Raw genomic sequence first — 18,503 nt, 5'->3', positions numbered from 1 at the left:
CGCCCCCGCCCGGCCCGGCGCGCCTGCCCCCACCCGGCCCGCCCAGCTCTCGCGAGTAGTAGAGCTGGGGCTCCGTCTGGCCGGGCTCGCGGTTCGCGTAGCCGTGGCGCTCGTAGAAGCGGCGCGCGTCCACGTCCTCGCCGTCGACGTTGATCTCGAGCAGCTCTGCGCCCCGCCGCCGCGCCTCGGCCTCGACGGCCGCGAGCACCGCGGATCCGATGCCGCCGCCGCGCCGCCCGGGGACGACGTACAGCTCGTCGAGGAGCGCCACTCGGCCCTCGTACCAGACGCTGGGCCGCAGGGTCACGAGGGCGACGCCGAGCGGCGGCTCCCCGGCGAGGACGGCAAACACGTCCCCTCCCGCGAGCAGGCGCTCGAGCCGCGGGGCGAGGACCTCGGGCCCGGGAGTGGGTGAGCCGAACTCCCGGTTGAAGTCATCCAGGAGGCCGGCGACGGCCGCCGCCTCGCCCGCGGCGGCGAGACGGGGCGCGCCGTCGTCCGGCTCGACGGCAGGGGCGCCCGGCTGGGTGCCGGCCATGCGCCGGCCCCTACAGCCCCAGCTCAGCGGGCAGCGGCCGGCTCTCGCCCAGGACGTGCTCGGCGAGGAACGCCTCCACGACCCCGTACCAGACCTTCGCGTGCTGCGGCTGCAGGATCCAGTGGTTCTCGTCGGGGAAGTACAGGAAGCGGTGCGGGGTCGAGCCGTCCTCGCCGACCGCGAGCTGCGAGCGCGAGAGGAGCTCGTACCAGAGCCGCAGCCCCTCCCCGATCGGCACGCGGTAGTCCTTGTCGCCGTGGATCACGAGCATCGGGGTCCTGATGTCCTCGACGAAGCGGTGCGGCGAGTGCTCCGCCGTCATGGCCTCGTCCATCTCCTTGGCCCAGTACAGGGCCATGTCCGTCGTCGGGCCGAAGCCCTCGAGCGCCCACAGGCTCGCGTGGGTCACGATGGCCCGGAACCGGTCCGTGTGCCCCGCGACCCAGTTGGCCATGTACCCGCCGAAGGATCCGCCCATCGCGGCCGTGCGCTCCGGGTCGAGGTCGCCGCGGGCGAGGGCGGCATCCGTGATGGCCATGAGGTCGGTGAACGGCTCGGCGCCCCAGCGGCCCCAGCCGCGCTGGATGAAGTCCTGGCCGTAGCCGGTCGAGAGGGCCGGGTCCGGGAGCAGGACGGCGTAGCCCCGGGCCGCGAGCAGCCACGGGTTCCACCGCCACGTCCACGCGTTCCACGACGCGATCGGCCCGCCGTGGATCCACAGGAGGAGCGGATGCCTGGCTCGCTCGCCCGCGCCCTCCGGCTCGCCGGACTCCGCCGGCAGGGCGAGCCACGCGCGCAGCGGCGTGCCGTCCTCGGCGGTCGTGGTGACCTCCTCGAGCCGGCCGGGGATCTCCGGGCGCTCCGTCGGGTTGGGCAGGCGCACGGCCTCGCCCGTCGCGAGGTCGATCCGCACGGCCTCGGGCGGGAAGAGGTACGAGCTGCGCAGCGCGTAGGCGCTCGCCCCGTCCGGGGCGACGACGACGTCGGTGTACGCCGCGTCGTCGTGCGTCACCCGGGCGACGTCCCCGCTCGCGGCGTCGACGCGGAACACCGGCGAGCGCCCGCCGTCGTCCGCGGTGACGAGCAGCGCGGAGCCGTCCGGGAGCCACTCGGCGGGGTGCGCGTACCGGTCCCAGCCGGCGCCGACCCGCCGCAGCTGCCCCGTCGCGAGGTCGAGGAGGTGCAGCTCGGAGCGGTAGGCCTGGGTCGGCGTCGTGTGCGGCTCGACGACGACGGCGAGCGTGCGCCCGTCGGGGCTCACGGGCCCAGGGTGGTAGTCGGTGCGGTCGGCAGAGAGGAGGATGCGGCTCTCGCCGGTCGCGGCGTCGATCGCGACGAGCTCGGTGCGCAGGTCCGCCTTCGCGAGCGGCTTGGCCACCGAGGCGTAGAGCGTCGCGCCGTCGGGGCTCGGGAACACCGAGCCGAAGCGCAGTCCCGCGCCGAGGCGCGGCGCGAGGGGGCGCAGCTCGAGGTCCGGCCCCTCGTCCACGGTGGACGGGCGGCCGGGCTCCGGCTCCGTGCGTGAGCGCTCGACGGCGAAGAGCCGCGGCTCGGCGGGGCCGAGGTCGGCGTCCCAGAAGCGGACGGGGTAGGCCGAGTGCAGGATCGCGGCGACCTTGCCGTCCTTGCGCGTGCCGCGGCGCTTCTCGTCGTCGGCCTCGTCGGCGCTGCCCGGCAGGACCGGCGCCTGGACGAACGCGGCGTCCGCCGCGCGGGCCGCGAGGACGCGCTCGACACCGCCGGCCCGGGAGAGCACGACGCGCGCCTCCCCGCCCGCCCGCGGCAGGAGCCAGAGGGCGTTGACGGGGTCCTCGTCCGGCTTCTCCGGGTCGGGGCGCGCGGAGGTGAAGTAGAGGTCGCCGTTGGCGGCGAACGCGGCGCCCGCCTCGCCCTTCGCGCTGCGCGTGATGCGGCGCGCGGATCGCTGGCCCGCGGGGTCGATCTCCCACAGGGCCGTGCCGTACTCGGTGCCCTTGCCGTTGAGGGTCGCCACCGTCGTGACGAGCCGCGTCCCGTCCGGGCTCAGGACAAGGCCCGAGATCCGGGGGATGGCGACGTAGTGGTCGAGGTCGTGGAACGGCGTCTCCGGGTGGGGCGCGGTCTCGGGGGCGGCGTGCCCGCCCGCGGCGTCGAGGGTCTGGGGCTCTGCACTCATGCCCCCGATTCAACTCCCCCGCGGGCCGGCAGGACAGGGGCGTTCACTCTTGGTGAAACGCTTCTTTCACACCCCCGGCGCCCGCTGGGGTTTCGGCCTAGATCTCGCCGAAGCCCGCCTCGACCTGGTCCCGCACGAAGGCCACGGCCCGCGCCGCGTCCGGCCCCGAGGCCTCCACGACGAGCTGCTCCCCGAGCCCTGCGCCGAGCGCCATGAGGGCCATGACGGACTGGCCGTCGACGCCGTTGACGGTCACGTCGACGTCGAACGCCGAGAGCCTGCCTGCGAGGACCGCCGCCGGCCGGGCGTGGAGCCCGAGCGGGTTCACGAGGGTCAGCGCCGCCGATTCCGTGGGCTCCCGCAGCTCAGGGGGCTCCTCCGAGAGGGCCGCGGGAACGGCCTCCTCGGCGGCGCGCGCGACGGCGTCGACGCCCGCCCCCGCGGCGGAGGCCACGGCAGCGGCCACGGCGCCCTCGACGAGCGCCGCGTCCGCGAGCCGGACCCGCGAGCGCTGGTCCTCATCGAGGAACTCGAGCACGGACTCGGCCGTCATCACGGCGGAGCCGAGGTCGGCGAGGATCACGACTCCCTCCCCCGAGTCCGCCGCCCCGACGCCGCCCATGACCTTCTCGAACGAGGTTCCCACCCCGCCGTCGTCCGTGCCGCCGGCCGCGACGAGCGGAACCGAGGCGGCCATCTGCTGGGCGACCTCGACGACGCCCTCGGCGAGCCGCGCGCTGTGCGAGACGATGAGCAGGCCGACCGGGCTCATCGGCCGCCCCCTGGCCCGCCGGCGCCGATCTCGCTCATCGCGGCGGTGACGGCGGCCCGGAGGATGAGCGAGGTCGAGACGGCGCCCGGGTCCAGATGGCCCGCGCTGCGCTGGCCGAGGTAGCTCGCGCGCCCCTTCCGCGCCACGAGCGGCCTGGTGGCCTCGGCGCCCTTCTCCGCGGCGTTCGCGGCCTCGCCCATCGCGGCCTGGCCATCGCCCGCGCGCCCGGCGGCGTCCACGGCGGGGGCCCACGCGTCGACCATCGTCTTGTCGCCCGGCTCGGCCCGCCCGCGCGCGATGATGCCGTCCCGGGCCGCGGCGAGCATGGCCGCGACGGCGGGGCCGTCGAGGGCCGCCGCCTCGCCCACGGCCGTCGCCGCGCGCAGGAACGCCGTGCCGTACAGCGGGCCCGCGGCCCCGCCGACCTTGCTCATGAGCATCATCGCCGCCATCTTGAGCGCCGCGCTGACCGAGTCCGGCACCTCCTCGTCGAGCTTCGCGACGATCGCGGCGAAGCCGCGGTCCATGTTCTCGCCGTGGTCGCCGTCCCCGATCGCGCGGTCGAGCTCGATGAGCTCCTCGCGGTGGAGCGCGATCACGCGGGCGGACTCCCGCAGCCAGCGCACGGCCCAGGCCGTGTCCAGGGCCGTCATCACGCGCCCCAGCGGAGGGCCGGGGTATGCACGGGGGCGTCCCACAGCTCGAGGAGCTCGTCGTCGAGCCTGAGGACCGTGACGGAGCAGCCCTGCATCTCGAGCGACGTGATGTAGTTCCCCACGAGGCTGCGGCGCACGGCCACGCCCCGCTCTGCGAGGAGTTGGGCGGCGCGGCGGTAGACGATGTACAGCTCTGACAGGGGCGTGCCGCCCATGCCGTTGACGAAGAGCAGGACCTGCTCGCCCTCCGCGACGCCGAGGTCCTCCGCGACCGGCGAGAGCAGGTGTTCGGTGAGCGCGTCTGCCGGCTCGAGGCCGACGCGGTGCCGGCCGGGCTCGCCGTGGATGCCGATCCCGATCTCGATCTCGTCGCCGGCCAGCTCGAAGCTCGGCCTGCCTGCGTGCGGGACCGTGCAGGGGGCGAGGGCGAGGCCCATCGAGCGGACGTTGGCCGCGACCCTGGCAGCGACGGCCTCGACGGCGTCGAGCGAGTCGCCCCGCTCGGCGGCCGCCCCGGCGATCTTCTCGACGAGGACCGTGCCCGCGACGCCCCGCCGCCCGGCGGTGTAGAGCGAGTCCTCGACCGCGACGTCGTCGTTGACCAGGACCGTGCGCACCTCAATGCCCTCGGCCGCGCAGAGCTCGGCGGCCGTCTCGAAGTTCAGGACGTCGCCGGTGTAGTTCTTCACGATGTGCACGACGCCGGCGCCTCCGTCCGCTGCCTGCGTCGCCGGGACGATCGCGTCCGGGGTCGGCGAGGTGAAGACCGCGCCGGGGACGGCGGCGTCGAGCATTCCGAGGCCCACATAGCCCGCGTGCAGCGGCTCGTGCCCGCTGCCGCCGCCCGAGACGAGGCCGACCTTGCCCGGGACCGCCCCGCCAGCGCGGGTGACGTAGAGCGGGTCGGGGTGGACGCTCACGAGGTCCGGGTGGGCCATGCCGAAGCCCTCCACGGATTCGTCCACGACCGCCTTGGGGTCATTGATCAGCTTCTTCACATGGCGCTCCTTGGCACGTACGTCGCACGCGTGCAGTGCTGGTTCGGAGCCTACCGGCCGCACCGGGGCTTGGACAGGAAGACAGGCAGGCACAGCGCCTCGTGGGGGCGCCGCGCCTGCCTGATCGGGTGACGGCTCTCTCCTGAAGTCCGCCTCAGTCCGAGGGCTCGACCGGCGGCGGGGCGGCAGGGTCGGCCTTCGTGTCCCGCTCCTCCGCGGCGAGCTCGTCGGCGTCCGCGCGCTGGCCGTACTCGGCGGACGGGTTCTCGCCGGTGCTCTGGCCCTCGTCGCCGGCGCGCTGGCCCGCGTCTGCCGCGCGCTGGCCCGCGTCGGCGCCCTGGCTTCCTGTCCGGCTCTGACTCCCTGTCCCGGCCTGGCCTTGGACAGCGTCCTGACCGCCCATCTCCTGTTCCGGGGTCGGCTCGCCGTAGCCGCCTCCGCCGGGGCCGCCCCCGCCTGCGCGCTCGGGCTTTCCGGCATTCCCGGCGTTCCCGGCATTCCCCGTGCGCTCTGTGCTCTCTGTGTTCTCGGGAGTGTCGTTGCTCATGGACTTCCCTTTCCACTCACGTCGCCGCCGGACGGAGCCCCAGTCGCTGGCACCACGGCGGCCCGGCCCGGGCGGGCCGGATCCCACGACCCTAGGCATACCCGTCGGGCGGGGCCAGAAACGCCCGACGGCCCTTCTGGCCCCGTGCTTAGTGAGGCAGGACGGGGGCGCGCCGGCGCAGGAGGCCCTGCGGGTCGAGCTCCGCGCGCGCCGCCGCGAGCAGCGCGCCGACCTCGTCCGTCCAGGCGGCCGAGGCGTCCTCGAGGTCCCCGAGGAAGTTCCGCGGTGCGCGGCCGTTGCCGAACGGGGCCAGCGCCCCGAGCACGGCCTGGATCGCGCCCGGGACGGCCTCGGCGATCGGCGGGGCGAGGACGCCGACGGTGTGCACCGCGTAGCCGAGGCCGTGCGCGGAGGCCGCTCGGCCGGCGTCGGACGTCATCGCGCCGCCGAGGAGCCGGATGTCGACGAGCGGGAGCAGGCACTGCGCGGCGGGGCCGGCGACGGCGAGGATCGCCTGGATGGCGCCCTCGTCGAGCGCGAGGAGCCCAGCCCCGCCGGTGAGGTACGGCATGGGTGTCTCGGGATCGGAGAAGACGCGGTCCACCTCGGCGTACGGCAGGGTGCCGACGGCGTCGATCAGGACGGGCGCGGCCGCCCGCATCGGGGCGAGCGCCGCCTCGCCGCCCCTCCCCACGTGGGCGAAGCTGATGTGCACCGTGAGCCGCCCGGCCAGCTCGCGCGGGACCTCCGGCGCGTCGGGCGCACGGAGGAAGCGGATCGCCGTGTTCGAGGCGTCCCCGAGCCGGGGCGCCCACGCCGCGAAGGAGCGCAGCACGGCCTCGGCGTGCTCGCCGTCGAACACGAGGGCGCCGCCGTACAGCTCAGCCACGCGGTAGAGGCGGAAGGTCACGGCGGTAACGACGGCGAGCCCCGCCCCGCCGCCGCAGAGCAGGTCGAAGAGGCCCGGCTCCTCGGTGCGGCTCACGGTCCGCGCGTCGTCGTCCATGGTCACGATCTCGAAGCTCACGACCGAGTCAGCGGCGAAGCCGAAGGTCCGGCCGAGGACGGGCAGGCCGCCGCCGAGGGTGTAGCCGACGACGCCGACGTCCGAGCTCGAGCCGTTGAGCGGCGCGAGCCCATGCAGAGCTGCCGCGTCGATCACCTCGCGCCAGCGGGTGCCCGCGCCGACCGTCGCGGTGCGGGCGGCGGGGTCGACGGTGACCGAGCGCAGCCGCTTGGTGCTCAGGAGGATGCCGCTGGCCAGGGAGCGCTCGGCACCGTGGCCCGTGGTCTGGACCGCGAGCGGGACCTCGTTGAGCGCGGCCCAGCGGACGGTCGCGACGACGTCTGCCGCATCGAGGGCCGCGACCACGACGTCGGGCCGGTGGACGACGGCGAGGTTGTAGCCCGCCGCCTCGGCGGCGTACTCGGCGTCGGCGGGGTCGAGGACTCGGCCGCGCACGAGGTCCTGCAGGGTGATGAATTCGAGCTGGAGGGTCATTGGCGTCTCTCTGGAGGTGGGATGGATCACAACGAGACCAAGAGAGACCCTACGCTCAGTTCCACAGTTTGTCTAGAGAATGGATAAACCATGGTGGGGCAACGCGAAGGCCCCCCACCCGCATCGGGTGGGGGGCCGCCGTCGTGCGCGTTGCCGTGCCGGCTCCAGCGCTAGGCGCCGAGCTCCTTGCCGCTGCCCTTGGCCAGGGAGACGACCTCGGGGACCTGCGGGCGTGGGGTACCGGTGAAGGTGAACTTCGCCTCGTCGCCCTCGCCCTCGGTGTCCACCACGACGATGTCGCCAGCGGACAGGTCGCCGAAGAGGATCTTCTCGGAGAGCTGGTCCTCGATCTGCGACTGGATCGTACGGCGCAGCGGGCGGGCGCCCATGGCCGGGTCGTAGCCGCGCGTCGCGAGCAGGACCTTGGCCGACGGCGTGAGCTCGATGCCCATGTCCTTGTCCTTGAGGCGCTGCTCGAGGCGGGCGATCATGAGGTCGACGATCTCGATGATCTCCTCCTGCGTCAGCTGCGGGAACACCACGACATCGTCCACGCGGTTGAGGAACTCGGGGCGGAAGTGCTGCTTGAGCTCCTCCGTCACGCGCGCCTTCATCCGCTCGTAGCCGGTCTTGGTGTCCGTGCCGGACTGGAAGCCCGTCATGACGCCCTTCGAGATGTCCCGCGTGCCGAGGTTCGTGGTCATGATGATCACGGTGTTCTTGAAGTCCACGACCCGGCCCTGGGAGTCCGTGAGGCGGCCGTCCTCGAGGATCTGCAGGAGCGAGTTGAAGAGGTCCGCGTGGGCCTTCTCCACCTCGTCGAACAGCACCACGGAGAACGGGCGGCGGCGGACCTTCTCGGTGAGCTGGCCGCCCTCCTCGTAGCCCACGTAGCCCGGAGGGGCGCCGAAGAGCCGCGAGACCGTGTGCTTCTCGGAGAACTCGGACATGTCGAGGGTGATGAGCGCATCCTCCTCGCCGAACAGGAACTCCGCGAGGGCCTTGGCGAGCTCGGTCTTGCCGACGCCGGTCGGGCCGGCGAAGATGAACGACCCGCCCGGGCGCTTGGGGTCCTTGAGGCCCGCGCGCGTGCGGCGGATGGACCGGGACAGCGCCTTGATGGCGTCGTCCTGGCCGACGACCCGCTTGTGCAGCTCGGCCTCCATGTGGAGCAGGCGGCTCGACTCCTCCTCGGTGAGCTTGAACACCGGGATGCCGGTCGAATTCGCGAGCACCTCGGCGATCAGGTCCTCGTCCACCTCGGCGATGCCGTCCATGTCGCCGGACTTCCAGGCCCGCTCGCGCTCGGCGCGCTCCGCGATGAGCTTCTGCTCCTTGTCGCGCAGCGAGGCGGCGCCCTCGAAGTCCTGCGCGTCTATCGCGGACTCCTTCTCGAGCTTGAGTCCGGCGATCCGCTCGTCGAGCTCCTTGAGCTCCGGCGGCGCCGTCATGCGGCGGATGCGCAGGCGCGCGCCCGCCTCGTCGATGAGGTCGATCGCCTTGTCCGGCAGGAACCGGTCGGAGATGTACCGCTCGGCGAGGTTCGCCGCGGCGGCGAGGGCGCCGTCGGTGATCGTCACGCGGTGGTGCGCCTCGTAGCGGTCGCGCAGGCCCTTGAGGATCTCGATCGCGAGGGCCACGTTCGGCTCCGAGACCTGGATCGGCTGGAAGCGGCGCTCGAGCGCGGCGTCCTTCTCGATGTGCTTGCGGTACTCGTCGAGCGTGGTCGCGCCGATGGTCTGGAGCTCGCCGCGGGCGAGCATCGGCTTGAGGATGCTCGCGGCGTCGATCGCGCCCTCGGCGGCGCCCGCCCCGACGAGGGTGTGGATCTCGTCGATGAACAGGATGATGTCGCCGCGGGTGCGGATCTCCTTGAGGACCTTCTTCAGGCGCTCCTCGAAGTCGCCGCGGTAGCGGGAGCCGGCCACGAGGGAGCCGAGGTCGAGGGTGTAGAGCTGCTTGTCCTTGATCGTCTCGGGCACGTCGCCGCGCACGATCGCCTGGGCCAGGCCCTCGACGACGGCGGTCTTGCCGACGCCGGGCTCGCCGATGAGGACGGGGTTGTTCTTGGTGCGGCGCGAGAGGACCTGCATGACGCGTTCCATCTCGTGCTCGCGCCCGATCACCGGGTCGAGCTTGTTCTCGCGCGCGGCCTGGGTGAGGTTGCGGCCGAACTGGTCGAGCACGACCGAGCCGGCCGGGGTGCCCTCGGGCTGGCCCGCGCTCGAGCCCGCCGACGCCTGCTCCTTGCCCTGGTAGCCGGAGAGCAGCTGGATGACCTGCTGGCGGACGCGGTTGAGATCGGCGCCGAGCTTGACGAGCACCTGGGCGGCGACGCCCTCGCCCTCGCGGATGAGGCCGAGGAGGATGTGCTCCGTGCCGATGTAGTTGTGGCCGAGCTGGAGCGCCTCGCGCAGGGAGAGCTCGAGGACCTTCTTGGCCCGCGGCGTGAACGGGATGTGCCCGCTCGGAGCCTGCTGGCCCTGGCCGATGATCTCCTGCACCTGCTCGCGGACGCCGTCCAGCGAGATGCTCAGGGATTCGAGTGCCTTGGCCGCGACCCCTTCACCCTCATGGATCAGGCCCAGGAGGATGTGCTCGGTACCGATGTAGTTGTGGTTGAGCATGCGGGCCTCTTCTTGGGCCAGCACGACCACGCGGCGGGCGCGGTCTGTGAATCTCTCGAACATTGCTCGAACTCCCCGGTTTAGCTTGGGTGCGGTTGTGCGTAGTTCGATGCTACGTGCCGGTTGCCCTCCGGCCGAGGGCTGTTCGCCACAGGGTGAACGGCGGACGACGGCGCGTGCTGCGCGCCGTCGTCCGTGTCGCCTTCTGGCGTGCCTCGCCGTCGATTCATTCGGCTGTGGCGTGAGGCTGCGGGAAAGTCCGCTCTCGAAACGGGAGATCCCCCATGGAATCCCGCTCAAATGCCTTTGACTGGATCAGCCGTTGGCCTTGTGGTAGGCCTCCTGGATCTCTGCCTGGATACGGCCACGCGCATTCACGTTGTAGCCATTGTCTCGGGCCCACTGGCGGATCTTCGCGGAATCGGAATTGCGCGAAGAAGAACCGCCCGCGCGGGCCTTCGGGGCAGCGGCCGAACGTCCCGTGGACGCCTTCCGTCCGGCCGAAATGTAGTCCGAGAGCGAGTCACGGAGCTTGGCGGCGTTTGCCGCGGAAAGATCGATCTCGTAGTTCGTCCCGTCGAGCCCGAAGCGGACTGTCTCCTCGGCGGAACCGCCGTCGACGTCGTCCACGAGGATGATCTTGACCTTCTGTGCCATGGTTGGGGTTCTCTTCCCTGTCAGTGCTGGGGGTAGGCAATTAACAGTTCAAGCACTCGGCTGCCCCTGGCCGTGTTCGCATGCCGCCTTCATGCGATGAGTTCACGGGGAACTGGCGCACGATCTAGGCATGAAAGTACGGCCGTTTGCCGAACATGTTCATTATGTCGCCGCTAAAGGGCATGCGTCAAAAAGAACACACCCGCACTGGGGAAATAGAGATCAATTGGGCTCAATCGTTATCGTGCGATTCCCGCTCGGCCTGAGCGAGGGCCTCCCGCTCGGCCTTGTCGGCGTTGAAGATGGCCCTCATGACAAACCAGAAAATGGCGCCGACGACGGCCGAGGGGAGTAGGACCAGGATGTATTCCATCAGTTTGCCTCGGGCTTGAGCAGGGGGAAGAGGATCGTCTCGCGGATGCCGGCCTGGGTGAAGAGCATCACGAGGCGGTCGATGCCCAGTCCGATCCCGCCCATGGGCGGGGCGCCGTACTCGAGGGCGCGCAGGAAGTCCTCGTCGAGCTGCATGGCCTCGTCGTCGCCCTCCGCCGCGAGCCGCGACTGCTCCGTGAGCCGCTCGCGCTGGATCACCGGGTCGATGAGCTCGGAGAAGGCCGTGCCGCGCTCCATCCCGCCGATGATGAGGTCCCAGGCCTCGATGAGGCGGGGGTCCTCGCGGTGCGGGCGCGCGAGCGGCTGGGCCGAGGGCGGGTAGTCGTAGACGAAGGTCGGGTTGAGCAGGGTCGGCTCGACGATCTCGCCGAAGAGCTCGACGACTGCCTTCTCCTGGGTCCAGAGCGCATCGGTCTTGACGCCGTGCGCGTCGCCGATCTCGAGCAGGCGCTCGAGCGGCGTGTCGGGGGTGATCTCCTCCCCCACGGCCTCGGACAGGCCGGGGTAGACGCCCACCCACTTCCACTCGCCGTCGAGGTCGATCGTCCCGGCCTCGGTCTCGATCTGGCGCGTGCCGACGACGTCGGCGACGTTGAGGATGATCTCCTTCATCCGCTCGGCCATCGTGAACTGGTCCGCGTAGGCCTCGTAGCACTCGAGGGTCGTGAACTCGGGGCTGTGCGTCGAGTCGACGCCCTCGTTGCGGAACACGCGGCCGATCTCGTAGACCCGCTCGATCCCGCCGACGACGGCGCGCTTGAGGTAGAGCTCGGTGGCGATACGCAGGGTCATGCCCTGGTCGAAGGCGTTGAGGTGCGTCTGGAACGGACGGGCCGTCGCGCCGCCGTGGATGAGGTTGAGCATCGGGGTCTCGACCTCGACGTAGCCGTGCGCGTCGAGCGTGTCGCGGACGGCCTTCGTGACCTTCGAGCGCGTGTAGACCATCTGCCGGGCCTCCTCGCGCACGAGGAGGTCCACGTAGCGCTGGCGCACGCGGGTCTCCTCGTTGAGGCCCGCATGCAGGGTCGGCAGCGGGCGCAGGGCCTTGGAGGCCATCTGCCATGAGTCGACCATGACCGAGAGCTCGCCGCGGCGGGAGGAGATGACCTCGCCCGTGACGAAGACGTGGTCGCCGAGGTCCACGAGGGACTTCCAGTCCGCGAGCCGCTCCTCTCCTACGTTCGCGAGCGAGAGCATGGCCTGCAGGCGCGTGCCGTCGCCCTCCTGGAGGGTCGCGAAGCAGAGCTTGCCGGTGTTGCGGATGAACACGACGCGGCCGGCGACGCCGACGGTCTCCCCGGTGGCCGTGTCCGGCTCGAGCTCGGGGTACTTTGCACGGACCTCCGCGAGCGAGTGCGTGCGCGGGAGCTTGACCGGGTACGGCTGTTCGCCGTTGGCGAGAAGCTTCTCCCGCTTGTCCCGGCGGATGTGCATCTGTTCGCTGGCGTCGGCGGGCTCGAGATTCTCTGCAGTCACAGTCTTCCATTCTAAGCCAGCCCTCTGGGCCGCCAGAATGGCCGGCCTGCGGGCCACCGGCGGCCCGCTCCGCGCGATGCGTGGGGCCCCGGGCGGAATGCAGCTAGGCTCGGTGCATGGCCGTCACCCAGCTCTCAGCCTCGACCGTGAAAACGCCGGACGGTGCCGTCCTCGAGCTCTTCACCGCGCCCAACGGCAAGGACGCCACGGAGGCGGGCGTCGTCGTCGTCCACGGGTCCATGGTGACGGCGGAGCTCTACAAGGAGTTCTCGCAGCGGCTCTCCGAGGCCGTGCACGCCCCCGTCCACGTCTACAACCGGCGGGGCCGCGGGGGCTCGTCGCCGCAGCCTGCGGACTACTCGCTCGCGACCGAGATCGCGGACCTCGGCGCCATTCTCGAGCACACCGGGACCCAGGCCGTCTTCGGGCACAACTACGGCGGGTGCATCGCGCTGCACGCGGGCCGCGCGCTCGAGATCAGCCAGCTCGCGGTGTACGACCCGATCATCTCGTTCGAGGGCAGCATCAAGGCGGCCTGGCTCAAGGAGTTCGAGGAGTCCCTCGCCGCACACGACGAGGACAAGGCCCTCGCCGTGCTCCTGCGCGGGCTCCAGACGGCCGGGCCGGTCGCCAAGCTCCCCCTGCCGATCCTCACGGTGCTCAACCGGATCGGCAGCCGCACGCCGCTGGGCAAGGAGCTCTCGCGGCTCCTGCCCACGGGCCCGAAGGAGATCCGCGCGGTCGTGGACGCCGACGCCGAGGCGCGCGGCTTCGACGAGCTGCCCCTAGAGTCCCTGTTCCTCGTGGGCGGGGCGAGCCCCGAGTACTTCGCCGAGGCGTCGCAGAAGCTCGACGGCGTGCTGCCCGCCTCGGACTTCGACGTCCTGCCCAAGCTCGCCCATGACGCCCCCACGCGCCCGGCGAAGGCCCTCATCGACCGCCTGGCGGACTTCTTCAGGAGCTGACCCGCCGGATGGGGGTCTAGGACGCCGAGATGGGGTCCCGAGACCCCACCTCGGCGGCTACCGCGCGGCGAGGGGCATGTTGTCGATGAGCCGCACTGGGCCGACCTTGGCTGCGACGATCGCGAGGGCCTCCCCCGTGAACGGCGTCTCGCGGCAGTTGAAGGCCAGCGGCTCGAGGGTGTCCTGGTCCACGACGTCGAGGTAGTCCAGCTCGACGAGCGGCTGCGAGCGGACGAGGGCCTCGGCGTCGTCCGGCAGGAGCGGCTCCCGGGCCGCGGCCCGCTCGACGAGGAGCCGCAGCGCCCGGGACAGGACGAGGGCGGCCTCGCGCTCCTCGGCGGACAGGAAGCGGTTGCGGCTCGAGAGGGCCAGCCCGTCCTCGGCGCGGACGGTCGGGACGGCGACGACCTCGACGGGGAAGTCCAGGTCCCGGACCATGCGCCGCACGACGGCGACCTGCTGGGCGTCCTTCTGCCCGAAGTACGCCCGGTACCCCGCCCGGCGCCCCTCGAAGCCTCCGGGAAGGGCGAGGTGGAAGAGCTTGGACACGACCGTGCACACGCCGTCGAAGTGCCCGGGCCGGGACGCGCCTTCCCACTTCCCGGCGAGCGGGCCCGCGGTGACCCGGACCTCGGGCTGCCCGCCCGGGTACATCTCCTCGATGTCGGGCGCGAAGACGAGGTCGACGCCGGCCTCCTCGAGGAGCGCGGCATCCGCCTCGAGGGTGCGCGGGTAGCGGTCGAGATCGGCCTGGTCGCCGAACTGGAGCGGGTTGACGAAGACGCTCGCGACGACGACGTCGTCCTGCGCGACCGCGGCGTCGGCGAGCGCCCGATGGCCCTCGTGCAGCGCGCCCATCGTCGGGACGAGCCCGAGCGACGGCGCCGCCCCGCCGGCCCCGGCGCGGGCCCTCTCGGCGAGCAGCCGAGCTGTGTGCTCGCGCAGCTCCCCGCGGGTGTGCACGATCTGAATCGGCCGGACGGGCTGGGCGGGCCGGGTGGGCGTGGGCTGCGTGGGCATCTAGCGGTCTCCTCCTGCGTCGCGGGGGGCCTCCTCGGGGCCCCGGCCCGGCCCGAGCGCCCGCTCGAGCTGGGCACGCACGTCGGCGGGCCACAGGCGCCGGCGCTCCGAGCGCACGGCCGTGGCCCGGGCCATCGCGCGGTACGCGTCAAGGATATCCGCGGCGCCGCCGGCGTCCTCGAGCTCGGCGAGCGCCTCCACGTGCGCCTCGACGGTACCGACGTCCCCGCGCGCCACTGGGCCCGTGAGGGCGCTCTCCCCCGCCGAGAGCGCGTTGTCGAGGGACGCGCGCAGGAGCGGGCCGAGGACCGCGGCGGGGCTCTCGATCCCGATCCGGCCCAGCACCTCGGCGGCCTGGGACGCGAGCGTCACGAGGTGGTTCGAGCCGTGCGCGAGGGCCGCGTGGTAGACGACCCGGTCGGCCTCCGCCACGACCACCGGCTCGGCGCCCATCTCCACGACGAGCGCCTGCGCGATGGGCAGCATGGCCGGGTCCGCGGTGACGCCGAAGCAGCAGTCGGGGAGCCTGCCGAGGTCCAGGCTCAGGCCGGTGAAGGTCATGGCCGGGTGGATCGCGAGCGGGATCGCGCCCGCGGCCCGGGCCGGGGCGAGGATCCCGACGCCGTGCCGGCCCGACGTGTGCACGACGAGCTGCCCCGGCTGCCACGCGCCGAGCGTCGCGAGGCCCTCGACGAGGGGGCCCAGCGCGTCGTCCGGGACGGCAAGGAGCACGAGCTCCGACCGCTCGACGATCTGGGGGATCTCGAGGACCGGGACCCCGGGGAGCAGGAGCTCGGCCCTCTCGCGGCTCGCCTCAGAGACCGCCGAGACGCCCACGATCGCGTGCTCCGCCGCCCGCAGCGCCGCCCCGAGGACGGCGCCGACCTTCCCCGCGCCGATCACGCCGATGCCCAGCCGGCCGGGCCTGCGCGGTCCGCGGTGGGTGCCGTCGGGTCCGGCGGGGGTGCTCATGGTCGCTCTCCTTCGTGGGGGGCTGGGCTGTCGGGGGTCGGGCTCTGGGGTGCAGGGCCGGCCGCCGGCGGAAAGAATTCACGCTGGTCGGGTGCCAGCTCGCCGGGGTTCGACGGGGCCGGAGGCTGGGCCAGCGGACGACGGCGCGCTGCCGCGGCCCGGGCGGCCTGCTCGGCGAAGAGCCGCTCGGCGGCCTCGACGGACAGGTGCCGAACCGACGGCCGGACGGGGCCCGGCGTCGAGTGCAGCTCGACGCCGGCGAGGCCGAGGCTGCGCTCGAGCGGGCCCTGCCGCAGGGCGAGCGACTGGGTGCGCTCGTGCGGGACGAGGGACAGCTCGCGGGCGAGAACGCCGCTGCGGCACAGGAGGGCGGTGCGCGTCGCGCGGACGCCCGTGCGCCGCCAGGCGAGCGGATCGAGCCAGCGGGCGGCGGGCGGCGGCGTCGTGAACCCGTGCGCGGGCCCGGAGCCGGCGAGCCCCGCGAGGACGACGTCCCGGGCGGACTCGCCGTCGGTCCCGGGATCGGGCAGGACGAGGCCGAGCACCTTGAACACGTCCTCGGCCCCGCCGGCGGGCAGGACCACCGACTTGCCCTGCGCCTGCCGCGAGGCCCCGCCGTAGCCGGCGACGTTGACGCGCACGCTCCACCAGCCGGCCGGCCGCCACAGGAGGGGCTGGCGGATGCTGATCGCCTGGATGCGTCCCGCGGGGACCGTCTGGCTGCGGGCCTCGAGCAGGCCGTAGCGGAGGCGCAGCCCCTCGCCGGTGGCGAGGACGCGGAAGTGCCACGACTCGTTCACGCGTCCCCATGCGGAGGCGACGGCCGCGAGGGCCGCCGGGACGATCATGACCGGGACGAACGGGACTCCGGTCATCGCCTGGGCGATGCCTGCCGCGACCGCGGCGACGGCCGAGCCGACGACGCCGCTGGTCAGGGCAGTCGAGGCGAGCACTCGTGCGACGGGCACGGCGACGACGAGGGTCTCGTCGCGGTCCGCCGCGGGGGTGCCTGAGGCGGCCTGGCCGGGGACCCCGGCGCCGGGCACGGGTGCGCCGGAAAGGGGCGCACCCGGAGGGCCGGGGACCGGTGCGGCCGAGGCGGGGGCGCCTGGCGCGCGTCGCCTCGCCCGCGCGGCGGCGGCCATGACGGTCTCGCGCAGCTGCTCGGCCTCGGGGAGGCGGAGGAACGCGAGCCGCAGGGCGCTCTCGTCGGCGTCGGCCACCTCGATCCGCAGCTCGGCGAGGCCGAAGAGCCGCGCCAGGAGGGGCTGGGCGAGGTCCACGGCCTGGACGCGGTCGAGCCGTGCCTGGCGGTGCTGCCGGAAGACGATCCCCGTGCGCACACGCACCGTGTCGTGGCCGACCTGGAAGCGCGTGGTCCACCACGAGAGCAGAAAGCCGCCGCCGACGAGCACGACGACGGCGGCCCCCGCCGCGCCGAGCAGGGGAACGGGCACGCGCTCCCACCAGCCCTGGGCCGGGCGCCCGCTCAGGACCGCCTCGAACCAGTCCCGGCCGATCCCGAGGAAGAGCGCGAGGAGCAGGATCCAGCCCCGCACGAACGGCGAGAGCGGGTGCACACGCCGCCACGCGCCGTCGTGCGTCGCGTCGGGCACGCCGGGCGCCGCGGGCTCGGGCACGCCGGCCGGGCCCGGCGCCGCGTCCCCGGGCTGCCCGCTCACAGGCCCGCCAGGCGCGCCTCGCCGCGGGCGCTCAGCTGCTCGCGCAGCCGCGCGGCCTCGGCCTCGGGGAGGCCCGGGATCGAGGCCTGGGTCGCGGCAGCCGCGGTGTGCAGGCGCACGGTCGCGAGGCCGAGGGCGCCCTCGAGCGGCCCCACAGTGACGTCCACGTACTGCATGCGCCCGTACGGCACGACGCTCACGCGCCGCACGAGGAGGCCGGAGCGGACGAGCAGGTCGTCGGCGCGCTCGGCGTAGCCCATGGCCCTGACGCGCCGCGGGGTGAGGACCAGGAGCGTGAGATTGAGCGCCGCGACGGCGGCGGGGAGGCCGACGGCGAACCACGCCGGGAGCGCCGCGAACGCCAGGAGCCCGATGCTGCGGGCGCCGAGCGGCAGGCACGCGATCGCCGTCCACACGACGGTCCCGATCGCTCCCGAGACGAGGCGCAGGGTGAGGTAGCGGGGCGAGAGCCGCCGCCACTCGACCCCCTCGGGGTCCACGGCCCTGCTAGGCAAGCCCGCCCTCCGTGTCCGGGGCGCGGCGGCCGGGCCCGTCGGGCGTGCCCTCGGCCTCCTCGCCTTCCTCCGGGGGGATGCGGCAGAAGCGCTCGACGATGAAGCCGATCGCGATCATGGCGATGCCCCCGGCCATCATGCCGAAGGCCTGGCGGAGCACTGGGTTGCCGGCCCGCGCGGCCAGGAACGGGATCTGGTCGGCGATGACGCCGGCGTGCCAGCCGAGCAGGACGGCCCCGGCGTAGGCGCACGCGTGCGCGAGGACGAGGGTGCGCGCGGCGAAGATCGGGTCGAGCATGTGCGTGCGCTTGCCGTTGCGCCAGCGGAGGACCCGGATCCCCAGGGCCAGGGTCATGACGCCGATGAACGCCATGGACCCGAGCGCGCTCAGGGGCAGGACGGCGGTCGGCGCGGAGGCGCGCTCGGTCACGACGGTCGCGCCCATGCCGACGAGGCCGAGCACGACGACGATGACCCCCAGGACCCACGGCTTGAGCGGCTTCACTGCGGCTCCTGGTCCAGGAGCATGTCGAAGTCCTCGATCCCGTCCGCGTCCGAGCAGTATTCGAGCAGCTCGACCACAGGGTGCCCCTCGAGCACCGCGAGCGGCTCGATCACGAGCCACGGGAACAGCACGAACGCCCGCTCGGCGGCCCGAGGGTGCGGGATGGTCAGGTCGGGGTCGTCGAGCTCGAGGTCGCCGTACGTGATGATGTCGACGTCGAGCGTGCGCGGGCCCCAGCGCACCTCGCGCGTGCGGTGGTGCTTGGCCTCGACGGCGTGGCAGTGCTCGAGCAGCTCGTAGGGGCCGAGGGTGGTCTCGACGATCATGACCATGTTGAGGAAGTCCGGCTGGCCCTCGGGACCGCCGACGGGCTTGGTCCGGATCACGGGCGAGACGTCCACGAGGCGGACCTCGGGACGGTCGACGAGGTCCGCGGTGGCCTCGGCGAGGGTCTCGGCGCGCGCGCCGAGATTGCTGCCGAGGGCGAGGACGGATCGCACCCAGTCATGACGCGTCGAGTTCAT

The 18,503-nt window shown here is 73.2% G+C and carries 17 protein-coding genes and 1 pseudogene; 1 reads left to right on the top strand and 17 read right to left on the bottom strand.

Going from position 1 to position 18,503, the window contains the following annotated elements; all coding sequences use genetic code 11:
- Window positions 1-43 precede the first annotated feature (43 nt).
- The 11 genes and pseudogenes from ACUYMY_RS01745 to lysS form a co-directional block, all read right to left on the bottom strand.
- Window positions 44-538 (bottom strand): annotated as a pseudogene (locus tag ACUYMY_RS01745) (GNAT family N-acetyltransferase); the annotation flags it as partial.
- 10 nt (window positions 539-548) lie between these two features.
- Window positions 549-2,693 (bottom strand): S9 family peptidase, encoded by a 2,145-nt coding sequence (locus tag ACUYMY_RS01740; protein ID WP_481701925.1) that lies wholly within the window; start codon window positions 2,691-2,693, stop codon window positions 549-551.
- A gap of 97 nt (window positions 2,694-2,790) precedes the next feature.
- Window positions 2,791-3,465, bottom strand: coding sequence for a dihydroxyacetone kinase phosphoryl donor subunit DhaM (gene dhaM, locus ACUYMY_RS01735; RefSeq protein WP_481701924.1), 675 nt, complete (start codon window positions 3,463-3,465; stop codon window positions 2,791-2,793).
- Window positions 3,462-4,118, bottom strand: coding sequence for a dihydroxyacetone kinase subunit DhaL (gene dhaL, locus ACUYMY_RS01730; RefSeq protein ID WP_481701923.1), 657 nt, complete (start codon window positions 4,116-4,118; stop codon window positions 3,462-3,464). Before dhaL ends, dhaM begins: the two co-directional genes overlap by 4 nt.
- Window positions 4,118-5,119 carry a dihydroxyacetone kinase subunit DhaK gene (gene dhaK / locus ACUYMY_RS01725; RefSeq protein WP_481701922.1) on the bottom strand — a complete coding sequence of 334 codons (1,002 nt, stop codon included), beginning with the start codon at window positions 5,117-5,119 and terminating at the stop codon, window positions 4,118-4,120. The genes dhaL and dhaK overlap by 1 nt, the downstream gene beginning before the upstream one ends.
- Before the next feature lie 154 nt (window positions 5,120-5,273).
- Complete coding sequence (locus tag ACUYMY_RS01720; RefSeq protein ID WP_481701921.1) at window positions 5,274-5,666, bottom strand: hypothetical protein; 393 nt, start codon at window positions 5,664-5,666, stop codon at window positions 5,274-5,276.
- A 148-nt stretch (window positions 5,667-5,814) separates the two neighbouring features.
- Window positions 5,815-7,167 (bottom strand): FAD-binding oxidoreductase, encoded by a 1,353-nt coding sequence (locus tag ACUYMY_RS01715; protein WP_481701920.1) that lies wholly within the window; start codon window positions 7,165-7,167, stop codon window positions 5,815-5,817.
- A 170-nt stretch (window positions 7,168-7,337) separates the two neighbouring features.
- On the bottom strand, window positions 7,338-9,857 hold the full coding sequence (locus tag ACUYMY_RS01710; protein WP_481701919.1) for an ATP-dependent Clp protease ATP-binding subunit: 2,520 nt from the start codon (window positions 9,855-9,857) through the stop codon (window positions 7,338-7,340).
- A 252-nt stretch (window positions 9,858-10,109) separates the two neighbouring features.
- Window positions 10,110-10,451, bottom strand: a complete 342-nt coding sequence (locus ACUYMY_RS01705; protein WP_481701918.1) for a histone-like nucleoid-structuring protein Lsr2 — start codon at window positions 10,449-10,451, stop codon at window positions 10,110-10,112.
- Window positions 10,452-10,683: 232 nt separating this feature from the next.
- A complete protein-coding gene (locus ACUYMY_RS01700; protein WP_481701917.1) occupies window positions 10,684-10,824 on the bottom strand; it encodes a hypothetical protein in 141 nt (46 codons plus the stop codon).
- The gene (gene lysS, locus ACUYMY_RS01695; RefSeq protein WP_481704928.1) at window positions 10,824-12,278 is read right to left on the bottom strand and encodes a lysine--tRNA ligase; all 1,455 of its coding nucleotides are present in this window, start codon (window positions 12,276-12,278) and stop codon (window positions 10,824-10,826) included. The genes ACUYMY_RS01700 and lysS overlap by 1 nt, the downstream gene beginning before the upstream one ends.
- A gap of 158 nt (window positions 12,279-12,436) precedes the next feature.
- Here lysS and ACUYMY_RS01690 point away from each other — a divergent pair, with 158 nt between their 5' ends.
- A complete protein-coding gene (locus ACUYMY_RS01690) occupies window positions 12,437-13,285 on the top strand; it encodes an alpha/beta fold hydrolase (protein ID WP_481701916.1) in 849 nt (282 codons plus the stop codon).
- A 57-nt stretch (window positions 13,286-13,342) separates the two neighbouring features.
- On the opposite strand, the gene panC is transcribed toward ACUYMY_RS01690, so the two are convergent.
- Genes panC through folK form a run of 6 tightly spaced genes read right to left on the bottom strand, consistent with a single transcriptional unit; the run spans window position 13,343 to window position 18,503 of the window.
- Window positions 13,343-14,305 (bottom strand): pantoate--beta-alanine ligase, encoded by a 963-nt coding sequence (panC, locus tag ACUYMY_RS01685; protein ID WP_481701915.1) that lies wholly within the window; start codon window positions 14,303-14,305, stop codon window positions 13,343-13,345.
- The gene (locus ACUYMY_RS01680; RefSeq protein WP_481701914.1) at window positions 14,306-15,277 is read right to left on the bottom strand and encodes a Rossmann-like and DUF2520 domain-containing protein; all 972 of its coding nucleotides are present in this window, start codon (window positions 15,275-15,277) and stop codon (window positions 14,306-14,308) included.
- On the bottom strand, window positions 15,274-16,959 hold the full coding sequence (locus ACUYMY_RS01675) for a PH domain-containing protein (RefSeq protein WP_481701913.1): 1,686 nt from the start codon (window positions 16,957-16,959) through the stop codon (window positions 15,274-15,276). The genes ACUYMY_RS01680 and ACUYMY_RS01675 overlap by 4 nt, the downstream gene beginning before the upstream one ends.
- Complete coding sequence (locus ACUYMY_RS01670) at window positions 16,956-17,474, bottom strand: PH domain-containing protein (protein WP_481701912.1); 519 nt, start codon at window positions 17,472-17,474, stop codon at window positions 16,956-16,958. The genes ACUYMY_RS01675 and ACUYMY_RS01670 overlap by 4 nt, the downstream gene beginning before the upstream one ends.
- A complete protein-coding gene (locus ACUYMY_RS01665; protein WP_481701911.1) occupies window positions 17,467-17,979 on the bottom strand; it encodes a DUF3180 domain-containing protein in 513 nt (170 codons plus the stop codon). The genes ACUYMY_RS01670 and ACUYMY_RS01665 overlap by 8 nt, the downstream gene beginning before the upstream one ends.
- Window positions 17,976-18,503: a 2-amino-4-hydroxy-6-hydroxymethyldihydropteridine diphosphokinase gene (gene folK, locus ACUYMY_RS01660; protein WP_481701910.1), complete on the bottom strand. Its 528-nt coding sequence runs from the start codon at window positions 18,501-18,503 to the stop codon at window positions 17,976-17,978. The genes ACUYMY_RS01665 and folK overlap by 4 nt, the downstream gene beginning before the upstream one ends.

It is taken from the genome of Sinomonas sp. T428B, assembly GCF_056780155.1.
Note: the sequence above shows the minus strand (reverse complement) of the source record. Positions and strands in the feature narration are given on the sequence as shown.